Origin of the sequence: Rhodococcus sp. ENV425 (assembly GCF_002887785.1) — a bacterium.
GTDB classification, from domain to species: domain Bacteria; phylum Actinomycetota; class Actinomycetes; order Mycobacteriales; family Mycobacteriaceae; genus Rhodococcus; species Rhodococcus aetherivorans.
In genome coordinates this window covers 3,678-26,102 of the sequence record NZ_PCZU01000239.1, presented here as the reverse complement: position 1 = coordinate 26,102, position 22,425 = coordinate 3,678, and the positions used below count along the sequence as shown (strand labels likewise).

Below are 22,425 nucleotides of genomic sequence, written 5' to 3'. Positions count from 1 at the left end.
GCGGCCACGCTCAGCGACGTTCCGTCAGGCTCGAGTCGAGCGTCCCGTGCCGGGAGCACCGGGCCCACCAGCCGTCGGGGGCGACCTGCACGATCATCCGGCGCCCGCACTGCTCGCAGAACCGGGGCGGCTCGAGACCGAGCCGGGCCGCGGCCGGGACCGGAGCGTTCTCGTCGACGGGCCGGCCGGTGAACGGGTTGAACACGCCGGCCTCCTAGAGGGTCTCGCCGAGCGCCTTGATCGGCATCTTCAGCTCGCCGAGCAGGTCGATGTCGGACTCGGCCGGCCGGCCGAGGGTGGTGAGGTAGTTGCCGACGATGACGGCATTGATGCCGCCGAGGATGCCCTGCTTGGCGCCGAGGTCGCCGAGGGTGATCTCGCGGCCGCCGGCGAAGCGCAGGATCGTGCGCGGCAACGCGAGCCGGAACGCGGCAACGGCCTTGAGCGCCTCCGCCGCCGGCAGGACCTCCAGATCCCCGAACGGGGTGCCCGGGCGCGGGTTGAGGAAGTTCAGCGGCACCTCGTCGGGCTCGAGCGCGGCCAAGTCGGCGGCGAATTCGGCACGCTGTTCGAGGGTCTCCCCCATGCCGAGGATGCCGCCGCAGCACACCTCCATGCCGGCCTCGCGGACCATCCGCAGGGTCTCCCACCGCTCCTCCCAGCTGTGGGTGGTGACGACCTGCGGGAAGAAGGAGCGGGCGGTCTCGAGGTTGTGGTTGTAGCGGTGCACTCCCATCGCGGCGAGCTGGTCGACCTGCTCCTGGGTGAGCATGCCGAGCGAGCAGGCCACCTGGATGTCGACCTCGTTGCGGATCGCTTCGACCCCGGCGGCGACCTGGGCCATGAGCCGCGCGTCGGGCCCCCGGACGGCGGCGACGATGCAGAACTCGGTGGCACCGGTCTTGGCGGTCTGCTTGGCGGCCTCGACGAGGCTGGGGATGTCGAGCCATGCCGAGCGGACCGGGGAGGCGAACAGCCCCGACTGGGAGCAGAAGTGGCAGTCCTCGGGGCAGCCGCCGGTCTTGAGACTGATGATGCCCTCGACCTCGACCTCGGGGCCGCACCAGGTCATGCGGACCTCGTGGGCGAGGCCGAGAAGATCCTCGAGCCGCTCGTCGGGCAGCTGCAGCACCTCGAGGACCTGCTCACGGTCGAGTCCCTCGCCACGCCCCAGCACCTGTTCGCGGGCGAGGGTGAGGATGTCGGCACGGGCGGGGGCCTGGGTCACGGTCGTCTCCTGGAGGGTGCGGGTCACGGCGAACTTGAACACCGTTCACTTGAACGCTGTTCAGGCTAGGGTGGCGGTGGTCTACTGTCAACGCGACGGATGGTCGGGAACCAGGTACGACGGGAGCGAACGGTGCAGTTGCGACGCGGCGACGTCCTCGACGGCGCGATGGCGATCCTCGACGAGTACGGTCTCGGCGACCTGACGATGCGCAAGCTCGCCACGTCGCTCGGCGTCCAGCCCGGGGCCCTGTACTGGCACTTCCCCAACAAGCAGACCCTGCTCGGCGCGATGGCCGACCGCATCCTCGACGGCGTCGACGCCCCGTCCACCGCCCCCGCCTGGGACGGCGCACTCACCGAACTCGCGCACCGCTTCCGCGCCGCACTGCTCGCCCACCGCGACGGCGCGGAACTCGTCGCCGCGACCTACGCGTCGCGCCTGACCACGTCGCGCGTGCGGGAGGCGTTCGTCGCGGCGGGCCTGCGGGCGCGGTTGTCCCGCGCCCACGCCGAACTCGCCGGGTACGCGCTGCTGCACTACGTCCTCGGCCACACCGTCGACGAGCAGTCCCGTCTGCAGCTCGCCGAACTCGGGGCGCTGACCCGCAAGCCCGTCTCCCCCGACGTGTCCACCGAGACCGCGGCCGGCCCGGACGTCGACCTGCTCGACGGGGATCCGTCCGTGCGGTTCGACTTCGGCCTGACCCTGTTCGTCGACGGCATCCGCAGCCGCCTGCGCGAGGGCGATCCCGCTGCGTCGCGGCCGAATGTCACACCGGTGCAACCCACCTGAACGCATGTGACATTCGGCCACCAGGACGGACGGGGGTCGGCCGCGCGGTGGCCTGCTACCGGTGGGCCGAGCGGGTGGGGGTCAGCGCCGGAACAGCTTGTTGCCGAGCCAGACGATCGGGTCGTACCGACGGTCGACGACGCGTTCCTTCATCGGGATCAGCGCGTTGTCGGTGATGTGGATGTTCTCCGGGCACACCTCGGTGCAGCACTTGGTGATGTTGCACAGCCCGAGTCCGTGCTCCTTCTGCGCGGCGGTGCGCCGGTCGGCCACGTCGAGCGGATGCATCTCGAGTTCGGCGATCCGCATCAGGTACCGGGGACCGGCGAACGCCTCCTTGTTCTCCTCGTGGTCGCGCACCACGTGGCAGACGTTCTGGCACAGGAAGCACTCGATGCACTTGCGGAACTCCTGCGACCGCTGCACGTCGATCTGCTGCATCCGGTACTCCCCCGGCGCCAGGTCGGGCGGGGGCGCGAACGCCGGGATCTCCCGGGCCTTCTCGTAGTTGAAGGACACGTCGGTGACCAGATCGCGGACCACCGGGAACGTGCGCAGCGGGGTCACGGTGACCACCTCGTCCTCGGCGAAGACCGACATCCGGGTCATGCACAGCAGCCGCGGACGGCCGTTGATCTCCGCCGAGCAGGACCCGCACTTGCCGGCCTTGCAGTTCCACCGCACCGCCAGGTCGGGAGCCTGGGTCGCCTGCAGTCGGTGGACGATGTCGAGGACGACCTCGCCCTCGTTGACCTCGACGGTGTAGTCACGCAGTTCACCGCCACCGCCGTCGCCGCGCCAGATCTTGAATGCCGCCCGGTACCCCATGGCTACGGCCTCCGTCCCGGATGTTCCGCGAGTTCGTCGTCGGTGTAGTACTTGGCGAGTTCCTCGAAATCGAACAGCGCCAACAGGTCCGGTCGCATGGGCACCTGCTGTTCGGGTGCCACCGTGACATCCGGGATCGACTCGTCACCACCGTCCGTGCGGCACACGAGCAGCGTCCGGCGCCAGTTCGGGTCCATCGACGGATGATCGTCGCGCGTGTGCCCGCCGCGGCTCTCGGTGCGCAGCAACGCCGCCCGGGCCACGCACTCGCTCACGAGCAGCATGTTGCGCAGGTCCAGGGCGAGGTGCCAGCCGGGATTGAACTGCCGATGCCCCTCCACGGCGACGTTCCGGATCCGCGCCCGCAACGCGCCGAGGACGTCGAGGGCACGGGCGATCTCGTCGGCGCGCCGGATGATGCCCACCAGGTCCTGCATGGACTGTTGCAGCCCGGTGTGCAGGGTGTAGGGGTTCTCCGCCGTCGCGGGCTCGGCGGGATCGAACGGGGCCAGCGCCGTGCGCGCCGCGGCCGTGACGTCCGCCTCGGCGACGCGCGGGCGGTGCCCGAGGCCCTGCACGTAGTCGGCGGCGCCGAGGCCGGCGCGCCGGCCGAACACCAACAGATCCGACAGGGAGTTGCCGCCGAGCCGGTTCGACCCGTGCATGCCGCCCGAGCACTCGCCGGCGGCGAACAGGCCGGGCACGGACGCGGCACCGGTCTCCGGATCGACCTCGATGCCGCCCATCACGTAGTGGCAGGTGGGGCCGACCTCCATCGCCTCCGCGGTGATGTCGACGTCGGCGAGCTCCTTGAACTGGTGGTGCATCGACGGCAGCCGCCGGACGATCTCCTCGGCGGGCATGCGCGAGGCGATGTCGAGGAACACCCCGCCGTGCGGGGTGCCGCGACCGGCCTTGACCTCGGAATTGATGGCGCGGGCGACCTCGTCGCGCGGCAACAGGTCCGGGGTCCGGCGGTTGTTCTCCTGGTCGGTGTACCAGCGGTCGGCCTCCTCCTCCGTCTCCGCGTACTGGCCTTTGAACACCGGTGGGATGTACGAGAACATGAACCGCTCGTTCTCGGAGTTCTTCAGGACCCCGCCGTCGCCGCGCACCCCCTCGGTGACGAGGATGCCCTTGACGCTCGGCGGCCACACCATCCCGGTGGGGTGGAACTGGACGAACTCCATGTTGATCAGGGCGGCCCCGGCCCGCAGCGCGAGAGCGTGACCGTCGCCGGTGTACTCCCACGAGTTCGACGTCACCTTCCAGGACTTGCCGATCCCGCCGGTGGCCACGACGACGGCGGGCGCCTCGAACAGCACGAACCGGCCGGACTCGCGCCAGTACCCGAACGCACCGGCGATGCGGCCCTCGGCGTCCTTCAGCAGTTCGGTGACGGTGCATTCGGCGAACACCCGCACCCGGGCGTCGTAGTCGCCCGTGGCGGCGTGGTCCTCCTGCTGCAGGGACACGATCTTCTGCTGCATCGTGCGGATCAGCTCGAGGCCGGTGCGGTCACCGACGTGCGCCAGCCGCGGATAGGTGTGACCGCCGAAGTTGCGCTGGCTGATCCGGCCGTCGGGGGTGCGGTCGAACAACGCACCGTAGGTCTCGAGTTCCCACACCCGGTCGGGCGCCTCGCGGGCGTGCAGTTCGGCCATGCGCCAGTTGTTGAGGAACTTGCCTCCTCGCATGGTGTCCTGGAAGTGCACCTGCCACGAGTCGTGCGGGTTGGCGTTGCCCATCGCGGCGGCGCAACCGCCCTCCGCCATGACGGTGTGCGCCTTGCCGAACAGCGACTTGCACACGACCGCGACCCGCAGTCCGCGTTGACGCGCCTCGATGACGGCGCGCAGCCCCGCCCCGCCCGCGCCGATGACCACCACGTCGTAGCTGTGCCGTTCGACGTCCGCCATCCAGTCCTCCTTCGCTGCCGAGTCGGCCCGGGGCCGGCGCCCGGGCCGTCGTCGTGGCTCAGCCGACGAACCGCAGGTCCGAGATGGTGCCGCTCGCCACGAGCATGATGTAGAAATCCGTGATCATCAGGGTGCCCAGCGTGGTCCACGCCAGTTGCATGTGCCGGGTGTTGAGCCGGGAAACCGCCGTCCAGATCCGGTAACGCAGCGGGTGTTTCGAGAAGTGCTTGAGCCGGCCGCCGGTGACGTGCCGGCACGAGTGGCACGAGACGGTGTACGCCCACAGGAGCAGCACGTTCCCCACCAGGATGAGGTTGCCGAGGCCGAAGCCGAACCCGCCGCCGGAACCGTGGAACGCGACGATCGCGTCGTAGGTGTTGATCGCCGAGATGACGAGCGCGACGTAGAAGAAGTAGCGGTGCGAGTTCTGGATCAGCAGCGGCAGCCGCGTCTCCCCCGTGTACCGGGCGTGCGGCTCGGCGACGGCGCAGGCCGGCGGCGCCAGCCAGATCGAGCGATAGTAGGCCTTGCGGTAGTAGTAGCACGTCAGCCGGAATCCGAGCAGGAACGGCAGCGACAGGAACGCCAGGGGGATCCACATGGGCAGCTCGCCCACCCACGTCCCGAAGTGCCGGGCGCCGGGCACGCACGACGCGCTGACGCACGGCGAGTAGAACGGCGTGAGGTAGTGGTACTCCTCCACCCAGTACGCGGTGCGCACGAAGGACCGAATCGTCGCGTAGACGACGAAGACGGCCAGCCCGAGCGTGGTGAGCACGGGCGGTTGCCACCACCGGTCGGTGCGTAGCGTGCGCGCCGCGATCCGGGCCCGCGTCGAGGACCGGACGCCGGCGCCTGCCGCGGGGGCGCTCACCGCGAGCCGTGCAGGCCGCCGAGCCCCTCGTCGTCACAGTCGACGCCGCGGAAGATCTCGTCGTACGGGGTGTCGGGGATCGGAATCCGCTCGCCGGCCGGCCGGGACGTCTCGCGCGGCGGCGAGGCCGCCAGATCCTGCGCGTCGATGTCGAGCCGGTCCACGTCGTTGATCAGGCGGCGCACCGCAGCGGCGTCGCCGTACCTCGACCGGAGCGAGGTCAGGCAGTGCCGAAGGTGACCGATGGTGCGGTGCAGTTCCTGCATTTCGGTGGTGGACATTCGTACCTCCGAGAGGGCGGTCGGCACGTCGACACCTGCCGACTCGATGTGACAGCTATCACAGTACGACATTCGCGCGGCAACACATGCGAATCCGGCGATCGGCGCGTAAACGCCCCGCCGGGCGGCCTATCCGCCCCGGATCCGGACATTTCAGTCCAGGAAATGTGAAATCTCTGCTACAGGTTTCGAAAATCCCGCATCCGGGAAAGCTTTGGTGCCAGTGTGAAAACAGCTCGCGCTGAAGAGAGTAAGGACCGAAACCGTCATGCAGACCACCTTGTTCGCCTCCGCCGCTTCCCGTCGCGCCACGGCCTCGGCCGGCTCGGCCATGAGTACCGAGGAGATCAAGCGCCGCATCGAGGCGATGTTCGCCGAACCACGCACCGACGAGCGGTCGGCGAGCACCGGGCGCGCATGAGGTCGACGACGTCGATGTGGAAAGCAGGGGATCAGATGAGTTCAGGATCGATCGAAGGGGTACCGGCCGGCGAACTGCTGATCGTCGGTGACTGCTCCCGGGTGCTCGACGGCGCCCGCGGTGCCGAGCTGCGGACGTGGGCGCGTCACCACGGACTCGGTTTCACCGACACCTTCGCCCCGGGCCGGGTGGTGTGCGCGATCGTCACCGAGGAGGTGCTCGACGGCGCCTGCTCTCCCGCCGAGGCGATGACGATGCAGTCCGTGCGCGCCGCCGGCATCCCCTGCGTCTGCGTGCACGACGCCCCCGAACGGATCCTCGAGGCACTCGTCGAACACGACCTGCTCGGCGACACCGTGACCCGGTCCCGCGGGGACGTCACGGTGCCCGCCGGGACTGTGTGCACCTCGGTGTTCGCCCTGAACGGTGACGCCGGGGCCCGCCGGGACCCGCAACCGGCCTGACTCCGTCCACGAAATCGACTCCGGCCCCGGCGCGTCGTGCGCCGGAGCCGGAGTCGTTCGGTCGACCAGCCGTCGGGCGAGCAGGAGACGCCGCCCCGGCGGCCCGGATCAACCCGAGAAGGCCGAGGCCTCCTGCGGCAGGTGCCAGCGCATCGCCACCACGGTGCCGTCGGAATTGACGGCCAGGTCGGTGTCCGCGGCCAGGTTCCGGATCAGCGTCAGGCCGTGCCCGCGCGAGCTCCCGGCGGTCGGCACGGCCGATTCCCGCCAGTGCCCGCGATCGGTGACGACGATCTCGACGCACCGGTCCTGAGGCGAGTACTTCGCCTCGAGGTCGACCGTGCCGTCACCGTCGGCGTAAGCGTGCTCCACCGCGTTCGCGAGCGCCTCGTAACTGGCCAGCAGCACATCCTGGCCGCCGACCTCGGCGAGCCGCAGGCCGCTGAGCCACCGATCGAGAGCCTGCCGCAGCATCGTCACCTGCGAGGCCTCGGCGCGTACGCCGCGGTAGTACAGTCCGGTCGTCAGAAAGGCTGGTGCTACGCCTCGCGTCTGCATCCTCGTTCCCTCGTCGTCGACAGGTCCCCGACCGGTTCGTGTCCGGCGTGCCAGGTCTCCGCCCGGCGCATGCCTCCCTGCCGCCCTTGTTGGCTCATGCCTCCCTGCCGCCCTTGTCGGCTCATGCCTCCGTGCCGGCCTTGTCGGCCTGCAGGGCGGCCAGCGCCTCGTCGAGGCGGCTGTGGATCGGGAACACCTCGTCGAGCCCGAGCAGCGACAGGGGCCGCGCGGTGGCCGAGCCCTGCGCGACGACGGCGTAGGGGATCGTGCCGGCGGTCTTCTTCGACAGGTCCACCAGCACGGCGATGCCCACCGAGGCAAGGAAGTTGACGGCACCCAGGTCCACGATCAGACCCCGGCACTTGTCGTTACCCAGGGTGGCGACGGCTTCCTCCTCGAGCTGCGGGGCGCTGACCAGATCCACGTCACCGGCCACCGACAGCACCGCGATGTCGCCGCTCCACGTCTGGGATACGGCCATGATCGGCTGTTCGGAAGTCGCTTCGTTCATCTGTCCATCATGCAAGACTCTGTCCTCCTGTGCGATAGCGGGTCCGATCCGGGGATCGGAAGTCAACGGGGTACACCCACGGCGAGCAGGGCGATGTCGTCCTGCGCCCGCAGGCTGGGAATCAATTCGGAAAGCTCGGCGACGAGGCGGATCGGGGTGGCGTCCGGCACTCGCGCGGAGAGGAATGCGACGACGTTCTCCTCCCCGAAGATCTCCCGCCCGTCGGGGCGGGCCTCGGTGAGTCCGTCGGTGTAGAGCAGCAGCGTCTCTCCCGGCTCGAGGTCGACGGTGCACGCTCCGAAGCGGGCCTCGGGCAGCGCGCCCACCAGCATGCCGCGCACGCCGACCGCAGCGCAGACCGCCCCCGAGCGCCGCAGCAGCAGCGCGGGCGGATGCCCGCCGGTGGCGAGGGTCACCCGGGCGCCCTCGCGACCCTCGAGGTTCGGTTCGATGATCCCGAGCATCACGGTGCAGAACCGGTGCTGCTGCGGGTCGAGCAGCAGGACGGTGTTGAGTTCGGCCAGCGCCAGCCGCGGGTCGGAGAATCGCACGGCGGCCGCCCGCAGCGTGTACCTGATCAGCGAGGTGACCGAGGCCGCGACGGGCCCGTGCCCCTCGACATCCCCGAGGAAGAACGCCCACCTGTCGTCACCGAGGTGGAACACGTCGTAGAAGTCGCCGCCGACCTGCTGGGAGGACGCCGCATGGTAGTGGCACGCGAGCTCGATGCCCTCGATGGCCGGCAGCGACGGCGGCAGCAGGGTCCGCTGCAGGGTCGTGGCGAGTTCGGCGAGCACGTGCCGGTCGCGCTCGGCCTGCAGCCGCAGGTCCCGTTCGGCCCGGACGGTGGCCAGCGCCGACAACCGCAGCTCCAGCTGATCCATCACCACCGACGCGAGGTCCTCGAGGACGGACAGGTCCGCGGTGGAGACCTCCCGGGGCCGGGTGTCGAGGACGTTGACCGTGCCGAGCCGGTAGCCGTCCGCGGTGGTGATGGGGGCGGCGGCGTAGAACCGCACCCCCAGCTCGCCCTGGACGAGGGGATTCTGCGCGGTCCGCGGGTCGGTCCGGGCATCGGCCACCACATAGGGACGGTCGCAGAGAATCGCGGAGGCGCACAGGCCCGGGTCGCGGTCGATCTGCCGCACCCCCTCGAGGCCGTGGGCGGCCTTGAACCAGATGCGGTCCTCGTCGACGATCGTCACCGTGGCGATCGGGGTGCCGAACCAGGACGCAGCCAGTCGGGCGATCCGGTCGAACGTGCCGTCGGCCGGGGTGTCGAGAATGTTGTAGCGGGAAACGGCCCGCATGCGGGCAGTCTCCCACTGCTGGTGATCGAGCACCGTCATCGCCTGCGCTGTCTCCTACACCGACTTCCGGTCCTGCCTCGGTCGGTGAAACGCAGCAGTCGACACCCAACGCGACGAGCACTGCGTAGCACTGACGTAGGGACGCGTAGTCGGAACGCGTACCTCACAGGCACTACGGCTGGTGTCTCAACCGCATCGGACACCCTACCCGAACTCGCCGTCTTCGCACATTCGTTCACCTGCAGGAAACGTGCCGGGGCGCCGAGCGCGGGCCGCGACGGGCGTCAGGATCGCATCGGCAGCCCGGTCCGGTCGGCCGGCAGCCAGCGTGCGGCCTGCTCGCCGAAGGCCACGGCGTCGAGGGCACCACTGCCCGCCGGGATACGCCCGACGACGGGCACGCCGGTCACCTCGGGCAGGTCCTGCAGATTGCACCGCTCGGCCAGACCGGGCTGCTCCGGCCACGCGCCGATCACCAGGCCCGCGCACTCGACGCCGCCGGCCTGCAGCGCGGCGACGGTCAGCGCGCTGTGGTTCAGGGTGCCCAGGGCGGGGGCCGCCACCACCACGGTGGGGGCGCTCAGCGCGGCGGCGACGTCGAGGAGGGTGAACCCGTCCGCCCCCAGCCGGACGAGCAGCCCGCCGGCCCCCTCGACGAGCACCAGGTCGTACGCGTCCGCGAGTGCCCGCACGGCGGTGACGACGTCGGGCAGGTGCAGCGGCGGCCGCCCGCTGCGCCGCGCCGCGGTGTCCGGTGCGAGCGGCTCCGGGTAGCGGGCCAGTTCGACGGTGTGGACCCGGTGCCCGGTGAGCCGGGCGATCTCGGCGAGGTCGCCGGGTGCGTCGTCGGCGACGCCGGTCTGCGCCGGTTTGCACACGGCGACCCGCAGGCCCGCCGCGGCGGCCACGGCGGCGTAGGCCGCCGTGACGACGGTCTTGCCCACCTCGGTGGAGGTGCCGGTCACACACAGGACGGTCATGCCCGCACCCCGGCCAGCACGTCGGTGAGGACGCTTTCGATGCGGGCGAGCTCGTCGGCGCCGAGATTCGCGCGCGCGGTCAGCCGCAGCCGGGACGTGCCCTCGGGGACGGACGGCGGCCGGAAGCAGCCGACGTGGACGCCCCGGCTGCGGCACGCCTGGGCGGCGTCGAACGCGACCTGCGGGTCACCGAGGATCACCGACACCACCGCCGACGTGGGGGCGGCGACGCCGGTGATCCGGGCCAGGTCGGCGGCCCGTTCGAGCACGGCGGTGGCCCGTTGCGGCTCGTCGCGCAGCACGCGCAGCGCACCGCGGGCGGCGCCGACGGCCGCGGGCGCGAGACCGGTGTCGAAGATGAAGGTGCGGGCGGCGTCGATCAGGTGGGCCCGCACGCGGGTATCGGCGAGGACCACGCCGCCCTGCGAGGCCAGGGACTTCGACAGCGTGGCGGTGACCACGACGTCGGGTTCGCCGGCGAGACCCGCCTCGTGGACGAGTCCGCGGCCCCCCTCACCGCGGACTCCGACCCCGTGGGCCTCGTCGACGAGCAGCAGTGCGCCGTGCGCGCGGCACGCCGCATGCAGTTCCGGCAGCGGCGCGAGGTCTCCGTCGGCGCTGAACACGGAGTCGGTGAGCACGAGGGCGCGCCGCTCGGTGCGGGTGGCGAGGGCCGTCCGCACGAAGTCGACGTCGGTGTGCGGGGCGATCTGCACCCGCGCGCGGGTCAGCCGGCATGCGTCGACCAGGGACGCGTGGCAACCCGCGTCGGAGACCACGAGGGTGTCGCGGTCGGCGAGGGCGGTGACGGCGCCGAGGTTGGCGGCGTAGCCGCTGGCGAATACGAGGCCGGACTCGGCGCCGGTGAACTCGGCGAGTTCACGCTCGAGCAGTTCGTGCTCGCTGGTGGTGCCCGTGACGAGGCGGGATCCGGTGGCGCCGCCGCCCCACCGGCGCAGCGCGGCGGTCGCGGCGGCGAGGACCTCGGGGTGCCGGACGAGCCCGAGGTAGTCGTTGGAGGCGAGGTCGACGGTGCCCGGTGCCGGGGTGCGCGGATGCAGGGTGCGGCGCAGGCCCGCCGCGCGACGGGCGTCGGCGACGTCGTCGAGCCACTGGAGGCTGGCGAAGGCGGTCATGTCGGCAGACCATACCTGAACACTGTTCAAGTGACGCTCCGGGCGGCCGATTCCTCCCCGTGCGGTGGCTGCCGGCGGTGACCGCCGCCCCGCGAGTTCCCCGCTCGTGACCCGGCGTGCCGGGCCGGATCAGGCCCGGGCCGCCGCGCACATCCCCGCGGCGATCCTCTGCACGTCGTCGGCGCTGCAGACGTAGGGCGGCATCGCGTAGATCAGGTTGCGGAACGGGCGCAGCCACACTCCGGCCGCGACGGCGGCCGCCGTCGCGGCGCCCATGTCCACCGGCCGGTCCAGTTCGAGCACGCCGATGCCGCCGAGCACCCGCGCGTCCACCACGCCCGGCAGCTCCCGCGCCGGCGCCAGGCCCGCCTCGAGGCCGGCGGTCAGCGCGGCCACTTCGCCGCGCCAATCCCGTGACAGCAGCAACTCCACGGCAGCGACGGCAACCGCGCACGCGAGCGGATTGCCCATGAACGTCGGGCCGTGCATGATGCCGCCGCCCTCGCCCGCGCTGACCACTTCGGCGACGGCCGATGTGCACAGCACCGCGGCCAGGGTCAGATAGCCACCGGTCAACGCCTTGCCGACGCACATGACGTCCGGCGCGACGGCCGCGTGGTCGGCGGCGAACAGCTCCCCGGTACGGCCGAACCCGGTGGCGATCTCGTCGAAGATCAGCAGCAGCCCGTGTGCGTCGCACATCCGGCGCAGCTCGTTCAGATAGCGGGGGTCGTGGAAGCGCATCCCGCCCGCCCCCTGGACCACCGGCTCGACGATCACGGCGGCCAGCTCGTCCGTATGGGCTTCGAGCAGCGCTTCGAACTCGGCGACGTACGCCGGATCGAACTCGCGGGGCGGCGCCGGGGCGAACACCTGCCGCTGCAGCACGCCGGTCCACATCGAGTGCATGCCGCCCTCGGGGTCGCACACGCTCATCGGCGCGAACGTGTCGCCGTGGTAGCCGCCGCGCCACGTCATGAGCCGGTGACGTCCCGGCCTGCCGGCCGCGCGCTGATACTGCAATGCGAGTTTGACCGCGACCTCCACCGACACCGACCCGGAATCGGCGAGGAAGACCTTGTCCAGACCGTCGGGGGTGATCTCCACGAGCAGCTCCGCGAGCCGCGCGGCCGGCTCATGGGTGAGGCCCCCGAACATGACGTGGCTCATCCGGCCCAGCTGCTGCGTGACCGCCGCGTCGAGGACCGGGTGGCGGTATCCGTGCACGGCGGCCCACCACGAGCTCATGCCGTCGACGAGTTCCCGGCCGTCGGCCAGCCGCAGCCGGGTCCCGTGCGCCTCGTCGACCACGAGCGGCGCGGTCGATGCAGGGACGGCTCCGTAGGGGTGCCACAGGTGCGCCGCGTCGAGCGCGGCGACCCGGTCGGGACTCAGACGACGAACGGTCACGAGGATCGACTGTAGGCGTCCCCGCCCCGGGGCCGATCGTCGCCTGTGCCGGGGAGGATCGCTCGCCCCGTACGCGACCGTCGATCCGGTTAGGGTTGCGGTCATGGAACCCACCGAGCCGAGCACGTCCACGGAGGCCCTCCCGGCCGACATCCCGGTGTGGCCGGGGAGCGCATATCCGCTCGGCGCGACCTACGACGGGGCGGGCACGAACTTCGCCCTCTTCTCCGAGGTCGCCGAGAAGGTCGAACTGTGCCTGATCGCCAAGGACGGCACCGAGACCCGCGTGCCGATCGAGGAGGTCGACGGCAACGTCTGGCACGTCTACCTGCCCACGGTGACCCCCGGCCAGCGCTACGGCTACCGGGTGCACGGCCCCTACGACCCGGCGCAGGGTCTGCGCTGCGATCCGAGCAAGCTGCTGCTCGACCCCTACGGCAAGGCCTACGACGGCGCGTTCGACGGCGATGCGTCCCTGTTCTCGTACGCGATGGTCGGGGCCGAGGACGCACCGTCCGAACCGGAGCATTCGGCAGGAGCCGAGGAGGCACAGTCGGCACCGGAGCCGGCGGCCCGGGCCGCGGAGGACGCCGGCGCCGAGGCCGCCGGGGACACGACCGCCGACGAGGCGGACGACTCGGACGGGACCGGGTCCGGCGAGACCGAGGGCGACGGGACCGGGGACGACGGGACCGGGGACGACACGGCGGCCGAGTCCGCCCCCGAGCCCGCCGCACCGGCGAATCCCGATTTCCCGCAGCTCGATTCGCTCGGGCACACGATGACGACCGTGGTGATCAACCCGTTCTTCGACTGGGCCTCCGACCGGCACCCGCGCCGGCCCTACTACGAGACCGTCATCTACGAAGCCCACGTGAAGGGCATGACCGCGACCCATCCCGGCGTGCCGGAGCAGCTGCGCGGCACCTACGCCGGACTGGCGCACCCGGTGATCATCGACCATCTGCAGAGCCTCGGGGTCACCGCGATCGAACTGATGCCCGTGCACCAGTTCATGCACGATCAGGTCCTGCTGGACCGTGGGCTGCGGAACTACTGGGGCTACAACACCTTCGGCTTCCTGGCCCCGCACCTGGACTACTCGTCGGCGAGCAACCCGAGCGGCGTCGTCGCCGAGTTCAAGGCGATGGTGCGCGCCTACCACGAGGCAGGCATCGAGGTGATCCTCGACGTGGTCTACAACCACACCGCGGAGGGCAACCACCTGGGACCGACCATCTCGTTCCGCGGCATCGACAACGCCGCCTACTACCGGCTGGTCGACGACGACAAGTCCTACTACATGGACTACACCGGCACCGGCAACAGCCTCAACGCCCGCCACCCGCACACCCTGCAGCTGATCATGGATTCGCTGCGCTACTGGGTGACCGAGATGCACGTCGACGGCTTCCGCTTCGACCTGGCCTCCACCCTGGCCCGCGAACTGCACGACGTGGACCGGCTGTCCGCGTTCTTCGACCTGGTGCAGCAGGATCCGATCGTCTCGCAGGTCAAGCTGATCGCCGAACCGTGGGACGTCGGCGAGGGCGGCTACCAGGTGGGGAACTTCCCCGGCCTGTGGACCGAGTGGAACGGCAAGTACCGCGACACGGTCCGCGACTACTGGCGCGGTGAACCGGCCACTCTCGGCGAGTTCGCCTCCCGGCTCACCGGCTCGTCGGACCTGTACGAGGCCACCGGCCGCCGCCCGAGCGCCTCGATCAACTTCGTCACCGCGCACGACGGCTTCACCCTCGCCGACCTCGTCTCCTACAACGAGAAGCACAACGACGCCAACGGCGAGAACAACATGGACGGCGAGTCGCACAACCGGTCGTGGAACTGCGGCGCCGAGGGCCCCACCGACGACCCGGAGGTGCTGGCCCTGCGGCAGCGGCAGAGCCGCAACATCCTGGCGACGCTGATGCTCTCCCAGGGCACCCCGATGATCGCGCACGGCGACGAGTTCGGGCGCACGCAGCAGGGCAACAACAACGTCTACTGCCAGGACAACGAGCTGTCCTGGATGGACTGGTCGCTCGCGGAGACGAACGCGGACCTGCTGGACTTCACCCGCAACGTGATCGCCCTGCGCCGGTCGCACCCGGTGTTCCGGCGGCGGCGGTTCTTCGAGGGCCGGCCGATCCGCAGCGGCGAGCAGTCCCGCGACATCGCCTGGCGCACCCCGGCGGGCGAGGAGATGACCCCGGAGGACTGGGACAGCGGGTTCGGCAAGTCGCTGTCGGTGTTCCTCAACGGCGAGGGCATCCACGAGCCGAACCAGCGCGGCGAACGCGTCGTCGACGTTTCGTTCCTGCTGTGCTTCAACGCCCACGACGAGCCGATCGACTTCGTCACCCCCGACGGTCCGCACGCACAGGAATGGTCGGTGGCGCTGGACACGGACGTGCCGGACGGACTGCGCGAACAGGTCGTGACCGCCGGGGGGTCGGTGCGGGTGCAGGCCCGTTCGCTGCTGGTGCTGCGGAGGACCGCATGAGCCCGCGCCCGGTGTCGTCGACGTATCGGCTGCAGCTCACCGGCGACGGGACGACCTTCGCGGACGCGATCGCGCTCGTGGACTACCTCGAGGCGCTCGGGGTCTCACACGTGTACCTGTCCCCCGTGCTCAGCGCCGCGGCCGGATCGACCCACGGCTACGACGTGGTGGACCCGACCACGGTGTCGGCGGCGCTCGGCGGCCGCGCGGGCCTCGAGGCCCTCGCCCGCGAGGTCCGCTCCCGCGGGATGGGTCTGCTGATCGACATCGTGCCCAACCACGTCGGCGTCGGCGATCCCCGCGAGAACCCGTGGTGGTGGGACGTGCTGCGGCACGGCCGCGACTCGCGGTACGCGACCTACTTCGACGTCGACTGGGCCGCGGACAACGGCACCGACGGCCGGATCGCCCTGCCCGTGCTGGGTTCGGCGGCCGACGTCGAGGAGCTGACCGTCGACCGCACCGGCGACGAGCCGACGCTGGCCTACTACGAGCGGCGCTTCCCCGTCGCCCCGGGCACCGACGCCGGGACCGGAGCGGAAGTACATGCGCGGCAGGCGTATCGGCTGGTGCCGTGGGACAGCGGCCTGATCGGGTACCGCCGGTTCTTCACCGTCGACGACCTCGCCGCGGTGCGGGTGGAGGATCCCGCGGTGTTCGACGCGGTGCATGCCCAGGTGGCGTCGTGGATGGACGACGACCTCACCGACGGCGTCCGCGTGGACCATCCCGACGGCCTGGCCGACCCGACCGGCTACCTGCGGCGGCTGCGCGGGCTCGTCGGCCCGGACCGGTGGCTGGTGATCGAGAAGATTCTCGGCGACGGCGAACCGCTCGACCCGACCCTGCCCGTCGACGGCACCACGGGCTACGACGCGCTCGGCGAGGTCGGTGCGGTGTTCCTCGATCCGCGGGGCGAGAAGGACCTGAACGCGCTGTCACTCGACCGCACCGGCACCCCCGGCGACGCGGAGTGGCTGCACGCGCAGGAGAAGCAGATCAAGCGCGCGGTGCTGCAGACGGGGCTGGCGCCGGAGGTGCGCCGGCTGGTGCGGGCCGTGCGGCGAGATGCCGCCGATGCGACCTGCCCGGACGAGCGGCTGCGCGACGCCGTGATCGCGGTGGCGGCGGAACTGCCCGTGTACCGGTCGGACTATGCGTCGCTGGGCGGGATGCTGCCCCGCATCCTGGGTGACCGCGCCCGCGCCGACGTCGCGCTCGAACCCGCCCTCGAGGTGCTGGCCCGGGCCCTGGCCCGCGGCGGAGAGGCGGCGGCCCGGTTCGGCCAGGTGTGCGGCGCCGCGACGGCGAAGGCCGTCGAGGACTGCCTGTTCTACCGGGCGGCGCGGCTGGTGTCGCTGCAGGAAGTCGGTGGCCACCCGGGACGGTTCGGGTTGCCCGTCGCCGAGTTCCACCTGGCGTGGGCGGAGCGGGCGCGGCGGTGGCCGCGGGCGATGACGTCGCTGTCGACGCACGACACCAAGCGGGGCGAGGACGTCCGCGCCCGCATCGGGGTGCTCTCCCAGGTGCCGCAGCTGTGGGCGGCGTGCCTGTCCGAATGGGAATCCGTCGCCCCGCCGCCGGACGCCGCCACCGGGCTGTTCCTGTGGCAGAACCTGTTCGGCGCGTGGCCGCGCGACGGCGTGGTGACCGGGGAACTGCGGTCGCGGCTGCGCGAGTACGCCCGTAAGGCGTTGCGGGAGAACGGCTTGCGCACCACCTGGACCGAGGTGGACGAGGAGTTCGAGGGCGCGGTGGCGGCCTGGCTCGACGCAGTGTGCGACGGGCCGGTCGGCGCGTCACTGACCGAGTTCGTCTCGTCCCTGACCCCTCATTTCTCCGCGGATTCGCTCGGGCAGAAGCTGCTGCAGCTGCTCGGACCCGGCATCCCCGACGTGTACCAGGGCACCGAACTGTGGGAGGACTCGCTCGTCGACCCGGACAACCGGCGGCCCGTGGACTTCGCCACCAGACGCCGGCTGCTCGCACAGGACGCACCGCCGGCCGTGGACGACGCCGGCACCGCGAAGCTCGCCGTGGTGCGGACGGCGCTGCGCCTGCGCCGCGAGCGGCCGGCGAGCTTCGTCGGCGGGGCCTACGTTCCGCTGTCCGCGTCGGGGCCGGCCGCCGGTCACCTGATCGGGTTCGGGCGGGGCCCGGCGGCCGAGGAGGTCGACGTGGTGGCGCTCGCGTCGCGGCACACTGTCACGCTGGAGGAAACCGGGTGGGGCGACACGACGCTCGACCTGCCGCCGGGACTCTGGGTCGATCGGCTCACCGGGCGGCGGCTGTCGGGAACGGTGTCGCCGGCGGAGGTGTTCGCGGATCTTCCCGTTGCGGCGCTGGCCCGCGATTAGGAATTCTCCTCCTGGGGATGGACGGCCCTCGGCCGGCGACGCCGGCCGAGGGACCCGGCGACCGGGACGAGCCGGCGGTTCAGCTCACACCGGTCGGCGGTGGCCCCGTGGGGGTCTCGAGGCCTGTGCGCCCTTGCGCGAGGAGGACGCGCGTCACCTTACGCAACAGCCGTCCCTTGATCCCGGGAAGACTCGCGGCGATCTGCTCTTCGATGGCCAGCTTGTCGTAGTACGAGCGGAGCCGGTGGATCCGGGCCGACCCATCGAACTCGTAGACCGTGACCACCGGAGCTCGATATGCGATCCCCCGGTACGTCTGGGTCATCCGACCTGGGGTTACCCCAGGGTCGTGTGGCGGGAGGGGTCACCCCCTTCGGCGTGGCGTGGCCCGGACCGAGCGGTGCTTGTCACCGGTCGGGGCCACGGCCGAGGTACTGCGCGACAGGGGCGCTACAGCGCTGGTAGAGGAGCTGACGGAGGACGTCGTGGCAGTGTCGGCCTCGCTCTCCGGCAGGGGCAGGAGGTAACCGATGAGTACCACGGGAGATCGTCGGTCTGCCCGGAAAGCGAAAGCCCGTGCCGATCGCGCGTTGTGCCCGGTCGCGGTATCAGCCACCTTGGGGCTTCGGGTCGCTGATGTGGCGGAGGCGATGCGCGCCCACGCCGTCGCGAGGCCACTCGACGTCGCGACCGCCGGGCGCCGGCTCCGCGGCGCGGAGCCCATGCCGGACCGGGTCTGTGAGCTGCTCACTCGCAAGGCCGTACGAGCAGCTCGGCGGTGCGCCGGCAACGGAGCCGGCGTTTCGAGGAGGAGCATGCGAACCTGCTCCGGTCCGAGCGGGTGCACCGGCTCCTCGAATCCGGCAGGCGCCGACGCTTCGACGAGCCGGCGACGATCACGGTGCGGGACGTCGCCTTCCGCGCGGCGAGACCTTGCGCGCGGCGCGACGGCGGGCGATCTCTCGGACGGCGAGCGCGCGGCCCTGCGGATTGTGGGTGTGGACCCGGGACTGCCCCGCACCGCTAACGCAGGCGCAGCAGGACCAGGGCCAGGGCCGTGCCGTCCTCGCCGAGCTCCGCGGCGTATCGGCGGATCACGCTCATGTCGTGGGCGTGGGTGACGCGGGGCGCGCCCGTCCCGACCCGGAGCTGCCCGATCCGTCGTTCGAGCGCGATGCGGCGCCGCACCACGGCGAGGATCTCGGCGTCGAGGCCGTCGATGTCGGCGCGCAGACGGGGCAGTTCGGAGTCGGTGGTGCCTGGTTCGGCAACGGCGGTCATGATGCCTCCCTTCGGGATTCGGTGTGTTCGCTGCATCGATACTCCCGCGCGGGCGCGGCGGGTAACAGCCACCCCAGGTGGCGGATTCGCCACCCCGACGGGGGTCACTGTCACCGGCGCGCCGACGGATCCGGTCACAGTGCCCGCCGGTAACCGCGGATCACCGGCACGGCGCACACCGCGAGCAGGGCGACCGACCAGGCCACGGTGCGCAACAGCGGCCCCTGGACGGCGCCACCGAGGGCGAGCGCCTGCATCGTCTCGACGGCACTCGTCATGGGCTGGTTGCGGATCACCGGCGCAAGCACCTCCGGGTACGCACCGATCGGCACGAACCCCGGGTTGAAGAACAGCATCAGCGTGCACAGCAGCGAGATCGATTCGATGACAACGGTTTTCGCGGCCATGAGCGCGGCCGCGGTGACCAGCGCGGCGAACGCCACCCCGAACAGCACCGGCACCGCCAGGAAGCCGATCGCGGCGAGCGGGCCCCGCTGGAAGCGGAAGCCGAGGACGAAGCCGGCGGCGACGATGACGACGGTGGTCACGGCGATGCGCACCGCCTCGGCGAGGAACCGCGACGCCAGCGCCGACGCCCGGTGGACGGGCAGCACCCACAGCCGCGCGGGCAGCCCGGCCGCGCATTCGCGGCCGAGCGTGACGGCGCCGGCCAGCGAGCCGAGCAGGGCGCTCATCACGACGACCATCGGCACCGTCCCGTACAGGGCGTCGTGCCCGGCGAACGCCGAGACCTGCCGGCCGAGCACCGCCTCGAGCATGAGCAGCAGCAGCACCGGGTAGGCGAGGCTCTGCAGCATCGTCATCGGATCCCGGCGCCACCGGGTGAGCAGGCGCCCCGCCTGCAGCCAGGTGTGCCTGACGAGAGCGGGTACCGAGTTCTCGGGTGCGGTCACGGTGGTGCTCATCGCTGTCTCCGATTCGTGCGGGCCGCCAGGGGGACGACGACCAGAAGGATCCCGCCGAGCCACAGCAGCGTCGGCGTCAGCGCGGTGGCGGTGGCGGTGCCGTCGGCGAGACCGCGCAGGCTCGACGCGAACTGTGAGACGGGCTGGTTGCGGACGAACGGCTGGATCCAGGCCGGAAACTGGTCGATCGGGACGAAGCCGCAGGAGAGCATCCCGAGCACGAGCTGCGGCAGCATCAGTGCCTGGGTCGTGGCTTCCGGGCTGCGGAACAGGGTGCCGATCACGTCGGCGCCGAGCGTGAGGACCATCCCGACGGTCAGCGCGAGTGCGCAGAACCCGACGGCTGCGGCGATTCCGGCGAACCGGAACCCGATCACGTGCCCGCAGCCGATCGCCGCCGAGAGCGACAGCGCGCACTTGACGGCGCTCGCGGACAGGCGCGCGGCGAGCGGCACGGCCGCCGCGATCGGCATCGTCGCGAAGCGGCGGTCGATGCCGTGCACCGCGTCGGTCGCGGCCAGGAAGGCGGCGGAGATCGCGGTGAAGGACACGGCCTGCAACGCGATCAGCGGCATCAGGAACTGCCCGTAATCGACGGTTCCGCCGGTGAACAGGGCGATCACGCGTTGCAGCGGCACGTAGAACCCGACGGTGAACACGAGCGGCGCGACGAGCGCGGTGACGAGTTCGCCGCCGCGAATCGCCGGGATCAGGGTGCGTACGGACAGCACCCACCACTGGTAGAGCGGCGAGGGAACCGGTGCGACGGTCGTCGTGGTCATGCCACCACCTCGAATCGCGGCCGGGCGGCGGTGAGGGCGAGGAAGACCTCGTCCAGCGACGGTCGCCGCAGCGCGATGTCGGAGACGGCGACGCCGTGGGCGGCGACGGCGGTGGCGACCTGCGCCAAGGTGCCGGCGCCGTGCGGCGCGGGGATCGTGACACGGTCGGCGGCGACCTCGATCGCCGCGGCCGGCGCGAACCGGCCGAGCACGTGCGCCACGGCCGGCACGTCGGCCACCCGCACCGGGACGACCTCGCAGAAGGTGGCGCCGACGCGCTGCTTCAGCTGGGCGGGGGTGCCCTCGGCGACGACGGTGCCCCGGTCGATGACGACGATCCGGTCGGCGAGCAGGTCGGCCTCCTCGAGGTACTGCGTGGTGAGCAGCGTGGTGACGCCCTGGGATTTGAATCCGGCGATCAGGTCCCAGACCCGTTGGCGGCTGCGCGGATCGAGCCCGGTGGTCGGCTCGTCGAGGAACACCACCTGGGGCGGGACGACGAGCCCGCAGGCGATGTCGATGCGGCGGCGCATGCCGCCGGAGTACTTGCCGACCCGCCGGTCGGCGGCGTCCTCGAGGTCGAATTCGGCGAGCAGTTCCCGCGCCCGGGCGCGGGCCGCGCGGCGCCGCAGCCCGAGCAGCCGGGCGAACAGGACCAGGTTCTCGAAGCCGGTGAGCATGTCGTCGAGGGCGGCGTACTGGCCGGTGAGCATCACCGCGCGGCGCACCCCGGCCGCGTCGGCGACGACGTCGTGGCCGGCGACGACGGCGCGACCGGAATCCGGCCGCAGCAGGGTGGACAGGATGTTCACGGTGGTGGTCTTGCCGGCGCCGTTGGGGCCGAGGACGCCGAGGACCTCGCCGGCCTCGGCGGTGAAGCTCACGCCGCACAGGGCCGGGACCGGCCCGAAGCTCTTGGTGACGGCGTCGACGAGGACGGCTGGGGTCGAGGGGGACATGGTGCTCCGTTCGGAAGGGGTGGACTGCGGGATCAGGACGCGGCGAGGTACCGGTCGTCGCCGAGGTGCCGATCGAGCACCGCGGCCAGGGCGGGCACCGCGTCGGGTGCGGTCATCCGGTCGTGCTCGACGTCGAGCAGGTGGTTGTGCATCGCGCCGGTGACGTAGGGCCCCCAGCCGGCGAAGCCCCCGGCATGGTGCGTCTTGTCGGCCGTCGCGGTGACGAAGACGAGATCGCCGTCGTAGAGCGGCGGCCGGTACCCGGCGAGCAGCGATGCCGAGCCGTTGTAGGCGGCGGTCATCCGGTCGAGGTGACCGGCGTCGACGGGGGCCCCGGTGTGGGTCCGGATCAGCGCGGCGGCCTCGGCCGCCGTCAGCGCCGGATCGGCGTCGGGCAGGCCCAGCGACGAACCGAGGGTGGCGACGAGTTCGCCGACCGTCAGCGGTTCCGGCGCGGCAACGTCGCGGGCGATCAGGTCCGCGTCGAGCAGCGCGAGCAGCGCCACCTCCTCGCCGGTCTCGCGCAGCCGCGCGGCGACGGCGTGGGCGATGAATCCGCCGAGGGACCAGCCGAGCAGGTGGTACGGGCCGCTGGGTTGGACCGCGCGGATCTCGTCGACGTATCGCTCGGCGTACGCGGCGATCGTTTCCGGGGCGTCCTCGAGGCCTTCGAGATGCGGGGACTGCAGTCCGTACACCGGCCGTCCGGGGGCGAGTTGCGCGGCGAGCCCGGCGTAGCACCAGGCCAGTCCGGCCGCCGGATGCACGCAGAACAGCGGGGCGCCGTCGCCCTCGGTGCGCAGCGGCAGCCGCACCGCGAACGGTGAGTCCGGCTGCCCGGCGGTGTCCGCGGCCTCGATGCGGGCGGCCAGGGCCACCGGGGTGGGCGCCGAGAACAGCTG

The 22,425-nt window shown here is 71.6% G+C and carries 23 protein-coding genes; 5 read left to right on the top strand and 18 right to left on the bottom strand.

Features of this window, described 5'->3' with window-relative positions:
* Nucleotides 1–10: 10 nt before the first annotated feature.
* Both CQZ88_RS20740 and bioB read right to left on the bottom strand, forming a co-directional pair.
* Nucleotides 11–205, bottom strand: a complete 195-nt coding sequence (locus tag CQZ88_RS20740; RefSeq protein ID WP_006941314.1) for a hypothetical protein — start codon at nt 203–205, stop codon at nt 11–13.
* 9 nt (nt 206–214) lie between these two features.
* Nucleotides 215–1,228, bottom strand: a complete 1,014-nt coding sequence (bioB, locus tag CQZ88_RS20735; protein ID WP_029544097.1) for a biotin synthase BioB — start codon at nt 1,226–1,228, stop codon at nt 215–217.
* A gap of 132 nt (nt 1,229–1,360) precedes the next feature.
* Between bioB and CQZ88_RS20730 the strand changes: the two genes are divergently transcribed.
* Complete coding sequence (locus CQZ88_RS20730; protein ID WP_029544099.1) at nt 1,361–2,023, top strand: TetR/AcrR family transcriptional regulator C-terminal domain-containing protein; 663 nt, start codon at nt 1,361–1,363, stop codon at nt 2,021–2,023.
* An 81-nt stretch (nt 2,024–2,104) separates the two neighbouring features.
* Here the strand turns inward: CQZ88_RS20730 and CQZ88_RS20725 are convergent, their stop codons facing one another.
* From CQZ88_RS20725 to CQZ88_RS20710, 4 genes are read right to left on the bottom strand one after another with little or no spacing between them, the layout of a single operon-like run.
* Entirely contained in the window at nt 2,105–2,851 is a 747-nt protein-coding gene (locus tag CQZ88_RS20725) for a succinate dehydrogenase/fumarate reductase iron-sulfur subunit (protein WP_102800225.1), read from the bottom strand.
* Between the two features lie 2 nt (nt 2,852–2,853).
* On the bottom strand, nt 2,854–4,770 hold the full coding sequence (locus CQZ88_RS20720; protein WP_006946168.1) for a fumarate reductase/succinate dehydrogenase flavoprotein subunit: 1,917 nt from the start codon (nt 4,768–4,770) through the stop codon (nt 2,854–2,856).
* A 58-nt stretch (nt 4,771–4,828) separates the two neighbouring features.
* The gene (locus CQZ88_RS20715) at nt 4,829–5,644 is read right to left on the bottom strand and encodes a hypothetical protein (RefSeq protein WP_029544101.1); all 816 of its coding nucleotides are present in this window, start codon (nt 5,642–5,644) and stop codon (nt 4,829–4,831) included.
* Nucleotides 5,641–5,925, bottom strand: coding sequence for a hypothetical protein (locus tag CQZ88_RS20710; RefSeq protein ID WP_006946170.1), 285 nt, complete (start codon nt 5,923–5,925; stop codon nt 5,641–5,643). The genes CQZ88_RS20715 and CQZ88_RS20710 overlap by 4 nt, the downstream gene beginning before the upstream one ends.
* 268 nt (nt 5,926–6,193) lie before the next feature.
* Between CQZ88_RS20710 and CQZ88_RS29995 the strand changes: the two genes are divergently transcribed.
* The gene (locus tag CQZ88_RS29995; protein ID WP_006946171.1) at nt 6,194–6,346 is read left to right on the top strand and encodes a hypothetical protein; all 153 of its coding nucleotides are present in this window, start codon (nt 6,194–6,196) and stop codon (nt 6,344–6,346) included.
* A gap of 35 nt (nt 6,347–6,381) precedes the next feature.
* A complete protein-coding gene (locus CQZ88_RS20705) occupies nt 6,382–6,810 on the top strand; it encodes a hypothetical protein (protein WP_029544103.1) in 429 nt (142 codons plus the stop codon).
* 108 nt (nt 6,811–6,918) lie between these two features.
* Here the strand turns inward: CQZ88_RS20705 and CQZ88_RS20700 are convergent, their stop codons facing one another.
* The 6 genes from CQZ88_RS20700 to CQZ88_RS20675 all read right to left on the bottom strand — a co-directional run bounded on the left by CQZ88_RS20700 (nt 6,919) and on the right by CQZ88_RS20675 (nt 12,715).
* The gene (locus CQZ88_RS20700; protein ID WP_006946173.1) at nt 6,919–7,368 is read right to left on the bottom strand and encodes an ATP-binding protein; all 450 of its coding nucleotides are present in this window, start codon (nt 7,366–7,368) and stop codon (nt 6,919–6,921) included.
* A gap of 121 nt (nt 7,369–7,489) precedes the next feature.
* Nucleotides 7,490–7,879 carry an STAS domain-containing protein gene (locus CQZ88_RS20695; RefSeq protein WP_006946175.1) on the bottom strand — a complete coding sequence of 130 codons (390 nt, stop codon included), beginning with the start codon at nt 7,877–7,879 and terminating at the stop codon, nt 7,490–7,492.
* A gap of 62 nt (nt 7,880–7,941) precedes the next feature.
* A complete protein-coding gene (locus CQZ88_RS20690) occupies nt 7,942–9,228 on the bottom strand; it encodes a PP2C family protein-serine/threonine phosphatase (RefSeq protein WP_029544106.1) in 1,287 nt (428 codons plus the stop codon).
* Nucleotides 9,229–9,473: 245 nt separating this feature from the next.
* Nucleotides 9,474–10,169: a dethiobiotin synthase gene (bioD, locus tag CQZ88_RS20685; RefSeq protein WP_029544109.1), complete on the bottom strand. Its 696-nt coding sequence runs from the start codon at nt 10,167–10,169 to the stop codon at nt 9,474–9,476.
* Nucleotides 10,166–11,305 carry an 8-amino-7-oxononanoate synthase gene (locus tag CQZ88_RS20680; RefSeq protein WP_029544112.1) on the bottom strand — a complete coding sequence of 380 codons (1,140 nt, stop codon included), beginning with the start codon at nt 11,303–11,305 and terminating at the stop codon, nt 10,166–10,168. Before CQZ88_RS20680 ends, bioD begins: the two co-directional genes overlap by 4 nt.
* Before the next feature lie 129 nt (nt 11,306–11,434).
* Nucleotides 11,435–12,715 carry an adenosylmethionine--8-amino-7-oxononanoate transaminase gene (locus tag CQZ88_RS20675; RefSeq protein ID WP_029544114.1) on the bottom strand — a complete coding sequence of 427 codons (1,281 nt, stop codon included), beginning with the start codon at nt 12,713–12,715 and terminating at the stop codon, nt 11,435–11,437.
* A gap of 103 nt (nt 12,716–12,818) precedes the next feature.
* On the opposite strand from CQZ88_RS20675, the gene glgX reads away from it, so the two are divergent.
* Both glgX and treY read left to right on the top strand, forming a co-directional pair.
* Nucleotides 12,819–15,218: a glycogen debranching protein GlgX gene (gene glgX, locus CQZ88_RS20670; RefSeq protein ID WP_102800224.1), complete on the top strand. Its 2,400-nt coding sequence runs from the start codon at nt 12,819–12,821 to the stop codon at nt 15,216–15,218.
* Nucleotides 15,215–17,575: a malto-oligosyltrehalose synthase gene (treY, locus tag CQZ88_RS20665; protein ID WP_043798915.1), complete on the top strand. Its 2,361-nt coding sequence runs from the start codon at nt 15,215–15,217 to the stop codon at nt 17,573–17,575. The genes glgX and treY overlap by 4 nt, the downstream gene beginning before the upstream one ends.
* A 79-nt stretch (nt 17,576–17,654) precedes the next feature.
* Here treY and CQZ88_RS20660 read toward each other — a convergent pair whose 3' ends face one another.
* The 6 genes from CQZ88_RS20660 to CQZ88_RS30220 all read right to left on the bottom strand — a co-directional run.
* Nucleotides 17,655–17,900 carry a hypothetical protein gene (locus CQZ88_RS20660; protein WP_146034345.1) on the bottom strand — a complete coding sequence of 82 codons (246 nt, stop codon included), beginning with the start codon at nt 17,898–17,900 and terminating at the stop codon, nt 17,655–17,657.
* Between the two features lie 698 nt (nt 17,901–18,598).
* A complete protein-coding gene (locus CQZ88_RS20655) occupies nt 18,599–18,856 on the bottom strand; it encodes a chorismate mutase (protein WP_043798912.1) in 258 nt (85 codons plus the stop codon).
* 134 nt (nt 18,857–18,990) lie between these two features.
* Entirely contained in the window at nt 18,991–19,782 is a 792-nt protein-coding gene (locus CQZ88_RS20650; RefSeq protein ID WP_029544126.1) for an ABC transporter permease, read from the bottom strand.
* Nucleotides 19,779–20,564, bottom strand: coding sequence for an ABC transporter permease (locus tag CQZ88_RS20645; RefSeq protein WP_043798909.1), 786 nt, complete (start codon nt 20,562–20,564; stop codon nt 19,779–19,781). Before CQZ88_RS20645 ends, CQZ88_RS20650 begins: the two co-directional genes overlap by 4 nt.
* Nucleotides 20,561–21,523 (bottom strand): daunorubicin resistance protein DrrA family ABC transporter ATP-binding protein, encoded by a 963-nt coding sequence (locus CQZ88_RS30225; RefSeq protein ID WP_006935398.1) that lies wholly within the window; start codon nt 21,521–21,523, stop codon nt 20,561–20,563. Before CQZ88_RS30225 ends, CQZ88_RS20645 begins: the two co-directional genes overlap by 4 nt.
* A 32-nt stretch (nt 21,524–21,555) precedes the next feature.
* Nucleotides 21,556–22,425, bottom strand: an 870-nt coding sequence (locus CQZ88_RS30220) for an alpha/beta fold hydrolase (RefSeq protein WP_219727527.1), incomplete at its 5' end; no start/stop codon positions are given.